The following is a 9,225-nucleotide window of genomic DNA, read 5'->3' as shown; positions in this document are numbered from 1 at the left end:
AAGCCAGGACCATCGAGGAGCGGCGCTTGCTGCACTGCCAGACAACGGCATAGACTGAAACCACAACGAGCCAGACCCTCCGTTCGAGATCAGGCGCTCGTGTTCCAAATCACCTGACGACGGACAGGCCGCGGAGGTTGAGCAGCACCTGGGCCGACCCATCATGGCATCTTTTCACGCGATGTGGAGTTTCGGGGCCGGGGCCGGAGCAGGGATCGGATTTCTCGCGGTGCGGGCAGACCTGTCCTACACGGCACAGTTCATTCTTTCGGGACTGGGCCTGGCCCTTCTCCTTGGTCCTTTCATCGCGACCCCGTGGAGATCCCGGCAAACCGAGCCGGATGCTGCCGCGCCTGTCTTCGCGCTGCCGCGCGGTTCGCTGTTCCTTGTCGGCGTCGTGGCGCTCTCAGCAGGTCTGGGCGAAGGTGCGATGGCGGACTGGAGCGCGGTCTTCCTGCACGATTTCGTGGGCACCGATCAATCGCGCGCGGCGCTCGGCTATGCCGTCTATTCGGTGACGATGGTTGCGATGCGGCTCTGCGTCGATGGTCTGGTCGAACGTCTCGGACCGACGGCAGTCGCGCGGGCGGGCGGCCTTGCCGCCGCAGTTGGGCTTGTACTTGTGGCGGGCATCGCGACGTTCCCCGCCGCGCTTCTGGGCTTTGTCCTGATGGGGGTCGGCTATGCGGCCATCATCCCGCTCGCCTTCAGGCGCGCGGCCGCCGACCCAATGATTCAGCCAGGCCAAGGGATCGCCGCGGTGGCGACCTTCGCCTATGGTGCGGTCCTTCTCGGGCCGCCGTCGATTGGTTTCATCGCAGAGGTTTTTTCGCTGCGTTTGGCTTTCCTGGTTCTCGGAGCCTTCGCGATCCTAATTTCCTTCTTTGCACCAGTCCTGCGGCGCGCCGAGCGGGGAACGGCCGAACACCCGACGTTTGAAACATAGAGGCTAGGAACATCAGATCTGGCTTTGGAAGACGAACTAAGCTTGTTGGGGACGTATTCTATAATAATTTCAATACTTTATCAAAAGTCGCATAAGGTTAATTATGTTAAATAAACTCCAAGTGTCTCGACCACATGCTACGATCGGAAATCGGCTTGCGTGCCGGCGGCTCTTCTCCCGCGGTATCTGTAGTGACTGCATCGACCGCTTCATCAGACTGCGCCCAGACGACACCAGCCAGCGGCCCTGAAAAAAGTGCGCTTGAAGTACGAATAAAATGGCGCCTCGTCAGCATAGCGTGCCTCACGGTCAATTCTCATTGTCGGCTGCCGTCGCTATTTGTGAGGCGGTGGTGGCCTCACGCAGAGCCTGTCGGATAGCCAGTATCCAAATCACTGTCAGTAATCCACTCCAAATGGCATTCCAGCTTGCCATTGAAAGCGAGAGGAACTCCCAGACCACTTCGTCGCACATGACGAGATTTACCGGCTCATCGGTTGCGGACGGCAAAAGTGCAGAGCCCGAAAGACCGGATAACGCATCGCCCGCACCGGTGCAGGAAGTTGGACATTCCCACCAATCGCGCTCGACGCCGGTGTGGTATACACCTATGGCCGCAGTGGTAATGGCAGAGCAAGCGCCAACGACAAGCATCAACACCACTGGCAAACCGACGGCGAGCAGCAGGCCAGCGACGATCGCGACGCCATGCGGGTAAAGTTGCCAAATGCACATCGCACACGGCGCATATCCGATTAACTGGAAAATGAATGCGGCTAGCAGGAGGATGCCCGATCCGCCAGCGGCAAGTATCCCAAGTTGTTTGCCTGTCACTATTTCACTTTCACCCAGATAGAATTGGTCCTACGGTTCTGTTGGGGAATTGATTCATTCCACTATTTTTCAATCCGTATCGCTACTCCCCGGTCAGCAGCTTTTTCCGAGCGGCGTAGTCTTCCGCGTCAATCTCGCCCTTCGCCAAACGCAGGTCGAGTTCGCTGATAGCGTCAGACTATCCTGGCTTACTCCCTCCGCTGTCCGTGCTGCGGACGAACCAAATGACACCCGGAACCGTCAAACCCAAAACGATTATCCAGAGGATTGGACCAAACATCATCCCCACACCATATCCCCACCCCGACATGTGGCCATAGCCGTCTGGATCGGCCGTCGCCGGCGTGGCGAAAAGCGCTGCTGCTAACAGCCCGGTTCGATACATCTTCACCTCCATGTCCGTAGGCCATCGCTCGCGACGCCAGACAGTCATACCTGCTCATCATCCCGTTTTCATGCAAACGAATGTAACTATTTGTAAAGTTGACTTGTGTTCAGATTTGGCGCGTTGATCGCGTCAAACGCGGCGTTCTTGTTGTCTGACTTTTGTTGACGCCGCCGCGGCGCCAAATTCCCTGTTGATGTGCTGCTGATCATTGATTTGTCGACACTTCGGAAAGTGGTCGACCCCGTCCGATCAAACATACAGAGTTACGCAGGTATGCACCGCTACTTCGCCATAGACATGCCCGCAATGTTGTTCATTCGAAACACGCTGCTGGTCAGCCTCGTTGGATTGGCTGGAGTGCTCGTGCCCTACATCGCCTTAACTCCGGGTTTCGGAGCGATGCTTGGTGAGGGCGGACCCGCGCTAAGCCGGTTCCTTCGACAAGTGCTCACGAACGGTTTGCCAGTTGTATTCGTGGTCAACTATGCTGGCTTCTTTCTGATTGCTCTGGGTAACGCTCGTGCCGCGGCGCATCGCGTCCCAATAACGGCGCTGGTTCTCGACATTCCAATCAGAGTCGCCCTCTTCATCGTCTTGCATGTAGTCATCTACGTTAAATCTGCCGATTGGTTTGGTTCATTCGGTGGCAGTCGCGAGACGGCACTCCGAGTCGTGGCTCCGACTCTGGCGAGGTCGGCGTTCTTCGAAAACCTGTCTGGCGTCTATCTCTATGCTTCTCTGATGTGCGCATTGCCAATGCATGTGGACTTGATCGCACGCGCTGGCTGGATGAGATCGAAAAGGAAAGGAATTCCGCCGCTCGCGATGGCCGTCTTCTTTGCTTTGCTTTGGTTTGCTCTTTCTGTCGTCGTCTTGACGGTCTTGGCAGCGCTGATCACGAAATGGCAGCAATCATGATTCCGGCTCCACGTGCTCTAAATCACGAAGAGTTGCACATAAGGAAATCCAGACTTGGCGACTTTTGACGTCCTATCTGTGCTTCGTGAGTCGTTGGATTGGCAAGCTACTTCAGTTGCTTATGAGCATGCGTTGACGTCTCGATCGCCAAGAAACGAAATTGGTTAGGCGGAAGTCCCGCGGCCCGCAGTTTGATCTGGGTCATTGAATCGACCCGCATCGTTTGAGACCATGTGCCTATCGCTTCTAAAGGAAGAAGTCGTTGCAAAGAAAAGGAAGTCATAGGTTTCGGTTGGCAGCCTCTGTCAGGCTATTATCGGTTTTTCTGGCGCTTTTCGCCATCGCACTGTCGTCGCTGCATGCCGGCGAAGTGCATGCAGCATCGGATCAGTCCCATTCAGTTCAGGTTCAAGAAACACAGGCCGATGCCAATTCTGCTGACATTCCAGCCTTGGGGTCGGGAACGCATTGCACGGTGAATCTCACCTGTCATGCACCGGGTCTTCTGGCGGCGTCACCGAGCGTATGCGGAAAATCAGTCTCATCCGCCTTGGCTTGGCCTGAGACTTTGTTCTTCCATGTCGGCCGCACTCTGACGGTTCCGACACCCCCTCCGCTTGCCGCCCGCGCCTGACGCGCGGGTGAACTGAAACTCCAGTTTCCAGCTCTTGAGCGTTCCTCGCGCGCTCCTTTCGTTGCGAAGTCAGCGGAAGGACGGCAGCGGTTGTGGCCCGACAAGCTCCGGGGCGACCGCGATCCCACCAAATCTAGCCTCGAGGAAGCGTCTCATGTTTCGATACCTTTTCCGTTCTTCGATCGCCTTGGCAACCGCCACATTGCCCATGATGGCCGGTGCCGGCGAGCTTCGCGTTTTCATCCCGGAAGGCAGCGCCGACGCGGTCCGCATCGTCGATCCGCAAACCGGTGCGAGCCTCGGCAGAATCGAAAATCTCCTGGTCGTTCACGGCCTCGCAGGAAGCCTGAACTCACCATACCTAGTTGCCGGCAGCTACTCCGAAGTTGATCGCGAAGAGGCTTTGGCGACACCCAAGCCCACCGATGTCAGCCGAGACGAACACGCCGCCCATCACGCAAAGCCGCCGGCGCGCATCGGTCCCCAGGATGCCGGGATCAGTTTGCTGAGCGTCCTGGATGCGGAATCAGGTGAGCTTGTACGGCGCATCGAGGTTCCGGGAGCGGTGCATCACGTCGCCATTTCGCCGGACGGAAAGTTCGCTGTCGCTACGCACCCGGCCAGCGACGGAGTTTCAATCGTCGACCTAACGTCTCTCGAACTCGTCGCATGGGTGCCCACCGGCCCAATGTCCAACTATGCCGTGTTCGGGGCCGATCCTGGCGCCGTCTATATCTCAAATGCAGGAAACGGAACGATCAGCGAGGTGGATCTCGAACGCGGGATCGTTCGCCGCAATTTGCTGGCTGGTGAAGACCCAGAGCATCTGGTGACCAGCCTTGACGGGACGCTCATGTTCGTTGCAGACGCTGCCATCGGCCGCGTGATCGAACTGGAGATGTCGAGTGGCCGTGAACTGCGCCGGTTCGAGATCGGCGGCGAGATACACGGGCTGGACCTGTCAGAAGACGGGAAGCGCGTGCTGGTCGCCGCGAAGGAAACGGACCGCATCGTCTCGGTTAGCCTCGGGTCAGGTGAAATCACGTCTGCGCCCCTCTCGCCGGCCCCGTATCACCTCACGACCATTCCTGGAACCGACAGAATCCTCGTTTCGAGCCGGGACGAGCCGAAGGTCTGGATCGTCGACGCGGACTCCCTGTCGGCTCTGGGCGAAATTCCAATCGAAGGCGAAGGACACCAAATGGTTGTTCAGCCACCCTCGTGACGTCTTCGGGATCCAAATCTATGGAAAGGAGCAACTGACATGATGGCGTTTTTATACTTCGTGGTCGTCGCGGCTTTTCTCTTTGCCGCTTTGAGAATTGGATGCGGCGTCTGCGTGATGGGACGTGAAGCCGACGGCGGCCGATCGGTGCATCTTCTGCCGGTCCTGCCGCTCGGCTGGGCGTTGAGCGGCTTTCTTGGCGCGACTTTTGTGATCTGCGTCGTCTTCGACCTCGTTTTCCCACAGTACGCCATGAACCAGGCATGGGCACCGCTTCTGCCCGGCTTTGTCTGGTTGACCTCGTGGTCCTTTGTTCTCGGACTGGTCGAGAGCCTACTCTACGGGTGGTACGTCGCACTCCTGTTCGGCGGGCTCTACAACGCCGCCGTGTCGTGGAGAGTAGGCGCATGACCCGGCTCTCCTATCCAACACTGCGCTTCCTCGGTGCCGCCGGAACGGTCACGGGATCGCGCTATCTCGTCGAATGGGGGGAACGCCGGGTCCAGATCGATTGCGGTCTTTTCCAAGGTTTCAAGCAGCTTCGACGCCGCAACCGCAAGCCGTTCCCAGTTCGCCCTGGATCGGTCGAGACGGTTCTCCTGACACACGCACATCTGGATCACTCAGGCTATCTGCCAGCATTGATCCGCGCCGGTTTTCGGGGGCGCATCGTTTGCACGCCCGCCACCCGAGAGTTATGCGGATTGATCCTGCCCGACAGTGGCCATCTGCAGGAAGAAGAAGCCAAGTACGCGCGGAGAAAGCGCTATTCGGAACACAAGAAGCCTCTTCCGCTCTACACTCTGAAGGATGCGCAGGCGGCGTTAAAGCAATTCGAGACGATCGAGTTCGAGCAGCCCGTCGATCTCGGCGGCGGGCTTGCAGCCGAATTCATACCAGCAGGCCACCTCCTCGGCGCTGCCCAGATACGCCTTAATCTAGATGGCCTCACGGTCCACTTCTCCGGCGATCTGGGACATGATCCCGATCCCCTGATGCGGCCACCGCGCCCCTTCAAAGGCGCAGATGTGCTGGTCTGCGAGTCAACCTACGGTAATCGAAAACACCCGGACACCGATCCCGAGGCCGAACTCGCTCCCGCATTGAAACGCGTATTCGGCCGCGGCGGCACCGTGCTCATCCCGTCTTTCGCTGTCGGCAGGGCGCAGGGGCTCATGTACCACATCGCGCGGCTCATGAACCGTGGTGAGGTACCGCATGTTCCCGTCTATCTGAACAGCCCGATGGCGGTCGACGCGACCGATATTTACCACCGTCATCATGACGAGCACCACGTGTCGTGGGAGGACTGCGTTGGCATGTTCCGCATCGCGAAGCGGGTGAACTCGGTCGAACAATCGAAGGAACTCAACACGCGGCAAGGGCCAATGATCATCGTTTCGGCCAGCGGAATGCTCACGGGTGGCCGCATTCTGCACCACCTCGTGAGCTTCGGCGGAGACAAACGGAACGCAATCGTGTTGTCCGGTTTCCAGGCCGGAGGCACCCGCGGGGCGGCGCTGGCCCGCGGAGAACAGAAGGTGAGGGTTTTCGGCAAGGAGTACCAGATAAACGCGGAAATCGTTCAGCTCGAAACCTTCTCGGGACATGCCGACGCGGACGAAATTATTCGATGGATGGCGGCCGGGAGCGCGCCGACCATGACCTATCTCACCCATGGGGAACCTGAGGCGTCGGATACCCTCCGCCGTCGGGTAGCACATGAACTTGGCCGTCCTGTTCGGGTTCCGGAACACCTCGAGACCATCAGACTGGACCGACCGCGATGACACCGACGAAGAGCGCCTTGCAGCTTAGAAGGGCAGGCATCGACACTTACAGGCAGCCGGTCGTCTACATGTCCGCCGACTGTCATCTTTGTCGAGCCGAGGGGTTCTCGGCCCTGACTCGCGTCAAGATCTCACTTGGCGACCGGTCGATCGTCGCGACTCTGAATGTCTTGACCGAAGCGAATTGGCTGCCGCCGGACACAGCCGGGCTCAGTGATGCGGCCTGGCATGCCCTTTCGGCAAGTACGGGAGACATCGGCGAGTTTTCTCATCCCGAGCCACCGGCCTCGGCTTCAGCCATTCGCGCCAAAGTTTATGGCAACCGCCTCGACGCCGACTCCTGCAAGGCAATCATCGAAGATGCCGTCTCGCACCGCCTCTCGGATCTTGATCTTGCCGCTTTCATCACTTCTTGCGCAGGCGACAACCTGGATACCTCCGAAACGATTGCGCTGGCCCGCGCCATGATCGGCGTCGGAGAAAGACTGGATTGGGGGGCGGAGCCGGTGCTCGATAAGCACTGCGTCGGGGGCCTGCCCGGAAATCGCACGACGCCTACCGTCGTCGCGATCGTTGCGGCGGCAGGCTACCGAATTCCGAAAACGTCGAGCCGCGCGATTACCTCGCCTGCCGGAACCGCCGACACCATGGAAGTCATGGCCCCAGTCGCGCTCGACATCTCGGAAACGCGTCGGGTGGTCGACATCGAGGGCGGCTGTGTCGTCTGGGGAGGCGGGCGCGACCTGAGCCCGGCCGACGATATCCTGATCCGGATCGAAAGACCGCCCGACTTCGACAGCGAAGGGCAGTTGGTCGCCAGTATTCTCTCCAAGAAGGCCGCGGCAGGGTCCTCCCACGTCCTGATCGACATGCCGGTGGGTCCGACGGCAAAGGTGCGGTCGAACGCCGCAGCTGAAGTGCTTTCGCGGAGTCTGTCAATCGTTGCCGAAGACATCGGACTGCGGCTGGTGGTGCACCAGAGCGATGGAATGGCGCCCATCGGGCGTGGCATCGGACCCGCACTCGAAGCACATGACGTGCTGGCCGTTCTCCGCAGAACGCCGAAAGCGCCTGATGATTTGCGGTCGCGGTCGCTGGACATCGCCGGCATGCTCCTCGAACTGTTCGGACGTGAAACGTCGGGCCGGGCACGCGCTGAAGCGTTACTGGAGAGCGGCGCGGCAGAAGCCAAGTTTATGGCGATCTGCGCGGCCCAGGGTGGGTTTAGAGAACCCGGAGTGGCGCCGCATCGCCATGTCATTTCTGCCGACCGGGATGGGATCGTCACAGCCTTCGACAACCGCCGAATTTCCCGGATAGCGAGATTGTCAGGGGCGCCCGGGCGCAAGACGTCCGGTGTTCGGCTTCACGTTTCGCTCGGGGCGCACATCGAGCGCGGCGCGCCGCTCTACGAAATTCACGCGGAAACGCCCGGCGAGCTGGCCTGGGCCTTGGAGTATGCCGATTCCGGAGAGGCTCCGATCAAGCTGGAGGAGGGATCATGAGAAACATCATCCTGGCTTTCCCTGGCATGGAGCAGCTTGCGAAGGAAATCGCGGATGAGATCAGCGCCGACTGGGCGGCCATTGACCTGCATCGCTTCCCTGACGGCGAGACACTGGTCACCCTACCCGAGGGACTTGCCGGGCGAAGCGTCGCGATACTGGCCACCTTGCGAAATCCAGACGCCCTCGCCCTTCCTCTGCGATTCGCCGCCGAAACCGCGCGAGAGTTCGGAGCGCATCGGGTCGGTCTCATCGCGCCTTATCTCGCATACATGCGGCAGGACCGGAGGCTCGAACCCGGCCAGGCCGTAAGCGCACCGCTCTTCGCAAGTTTTCTGGAAGAAAGCTTCGACTGGCTGCTCACGGTCGACCCGCATCTGCATCGCATCCCCGAGTTGGATAGGATTTTTGACATACCCGCACGTCGCGTCACGTCCTCGAAGAAGATCTCTGAATGGATCGCGCTAAATGTCCCAGATGCCATCGTGCTCGGCCCCGATAGCGAGAGCCAACAATGGGTCTCGGAGGTCGCGCGCCTCGCGAGCAGTCCGTACGAGGTGCTACATAAGTCTCGCAGCGGCGATCGGACCGTGGATATCAGCGTCCCGGAGAGCGGAGCCCTCCTCAATGGTACGCCTGTCATCGTTGACGATATCGCGTCGTCCGGACGCACCATCGTCGCGGCGATAGCGCGGCTTCGGGAGATCGGCGCCCGACCGCCGGTCTGCATCATCATTCACGCTGTTTTCGCAAGCCGGGCGTTCACCGATATCCAAAAAGCCGGAGCGGCGCGCATCGTCACCACGAACAGCATTCCGCACGAAAGCAATGCAATCAGCCTCAGCCCATGCATCAAACGCGCCGTTTCAAACTTGAGGAAAGTCCTTGACCTTCCCAGCGCTGGAACGTTGCAGGGTGGGTCAAATGGAACCGAATCTGGACAAGAGACATGAACGACTCTCTGCACTCCCACACTGACCACAAA

The 9,225-nt window shown here is 59.5% G+C and carries 9 protein-coding genes; 7 read left to right on the top strand and 2 right to left on the bottom strand.

The features are described 5' to 3' along the window. The first annotated feature begins 163 nt into the window (after positions 1 to 163). Positions 164 to 946: an MFS transporter gene (locus tag DYI42_RS07525; RefSeq protein WP_244867691.1), complete on the top strand. Its 783-nt coding sequence runs from the start codon at positions 164 to 166 to the stop codon at positions 944 to 946. Positions 947 to 1,255: 309 nt separating this feature from the next. On the opposite strand, the gene DYI42_RS07520 is transcribed toward DYI42_RS07525, so the two are convergent. Together DYI42_RS07520 and DYI42_RS24225 are read right to left on the bottom strand one after the other, a co-directional pair. Continuing rightward, positions 1,256 to 1,780 (bottom strand): disulfide bond formation protein B, encoded by a 525-nt coding sequence (locus DYI42_RS07520; RefSeq protein WP_342344624.1) that lies wholly within the window; start codon positions 1,778 to 1,780, stop codon positions 1,256 to 1,258. Positions 1,781 to 1,862: 82 nt separating this feature from the next. After that, positions 1,863 to 1,949 (bottom strand): hypothetical protein, encoded by an 87-nt coding sequence (locus tag DYI42_RS24225; protein WP_342344626.1) that lies wholly within the window; start codon positions 1,947 to 1,949, stop codon positions 1,863 to 1,865. Between the two features lie 414 nt (positions 1,950 to 2,363). Between DYI42_RS24225 and DYI42_RS07510 the strand changes: the two genes are divergently transcribed. The 6 genes from DYI42_RS07510 to DYI42_RS07485 all read left to right on the top strand — a co-directional run bounded on the left by DYI42_RS07510 (position 2,364) and on the right by DYI42_RS07485 (position 9,193). Continuing rightward, entirely contained in the window at positions 2,364 to 3,086 is a 723-nt protein-coding gene (locus DYI42_RS07510; RefSeq protein WP_342344623.1) for a hypothetical protein, read from the top strand. A 788-nt stretch (positions 3,087 to 3,874) separates the two neighbouring features. Then, on the top strand, positions 3,875 to 4,945 hold the full coding sequence (locus DYI42_RS07505; RefSeq protein WP_213545305.1) for a YncE family protein: 1,071 nt from the start codon (positions 3,875 to 3,877) through the stop codon (positions 4,943 to 4,945). A 39-nt stretch (positions 4,946 to 4,984) separates the two neighbouring features. Next, a complete protein-coding gene (locus DYI42_RS07500) occupies positions 4,985 to 5,356 on the top strand; it encodes a DUF5676 family membrane protein (protein WP_213545304.1) in 372 nt (123 codons plus the stop codon). Continuing rightward, entirely contained in the window at positions 5,353 to 6,735 is a 1,383-nt protein-coding gene (locus DYI42_RS07495; RefSeq protein WP_213545303.1) for an MBL fold metallo-hydrolase RNA specificity domain-containing protein, read from the top strand. The genes DYI42_RS07500 and DYI42_RS07495 overlap by 4 nt, the downstream gene beginning before the upstream one ends. Then, positions 6,732 to 8,240, top strand: a complete 1,509-nt coding sequence (locus DYI42_RS07490) for a thymidine phosphorylase family protein (RefSeq protein WP_213545302.1) — start codon at positions 6,732 to 6,734, stop codon at positions 8,238 to 8,240. Before DYI42_RS07495 ends, DYI42_RS07490 begins: the two co-directional genes overlap by 4 nt. Beyond that, positions 8,237 to 9,193 (top strand): ribose-phosphate diphosphokinase, encoded by a 957-nt coding sequence (locus DYI42_RS07485; protein ID WP_213545301.1) that lies wholly within the window; start codon positions 8,237 to 8,239, stop codon positions 9,191 to 9,193. The genes DYI42_RS07490 and DYI42_RS07485 overlap by 4 nt, the downstream gene beginning before the upstream one ends. Positions 9,194 to 9,225: the final 32 nt, after the last annotated feature.

Origin of the sequence: Vannielia litorea (assembly GCF_018424695.1) — a bacterium.
Lineage (GTDB): Bacteria > Pseudomonadota > Alphaproteobacteria > Rhodobacterales > Rhodobacteraceae > Vannielia > Vannielia litorea_A.
This window is presented reverse-complemented; position numbering and strand designations above follow the sequence as displayed.

Bases quoted from the DNA above. Each gene is read 5' to 3' on its own strand.
- DYI42_RS07525 (WP_244867691.1), top strand. From the start codon at position 164: ATGGCATCTTTTCACGCGATGTGGAGTTTCGGGGCCGGGGCCGGAGCA.
- DYI42_RS07505 (WP_213545305.1), top strand. From the start codon at position 3,875: ATGTTTCGATACCTTTTCCGTTCTTCGATCGCCTTGGCAACCGCCACA.
- DYI42_RS07500 (WP_213545304.1), top strand. From the start codon at position 4,985: ATGATGGCGTTTTTATACTTCGTGGTCGTCGCGGCTTTTCTCTTTGCC.
- DYI42_RS07495 (WP_213545303.1), top strand. From the start codon at position 5,353: ATGACCCGGCTCTCCTATCCAACACTGCGCTTCCTCGGTGCCGCCGGA.
- DYI42_RS07490 (WP_213545302.1), top strand. From the start codon at position 6,732: ATGACACCGACGAAGAGCGCCTTGCAGCTTAGAAGGGCAGGCATCGAC.
- DYI42_RS07485 (WP_213545301.1), top strand. From the start codon at position 8,237: ATGAGAAACATCATCCTGGCTTTCCCTGGCATGGAGCAGCTTGCGAAG.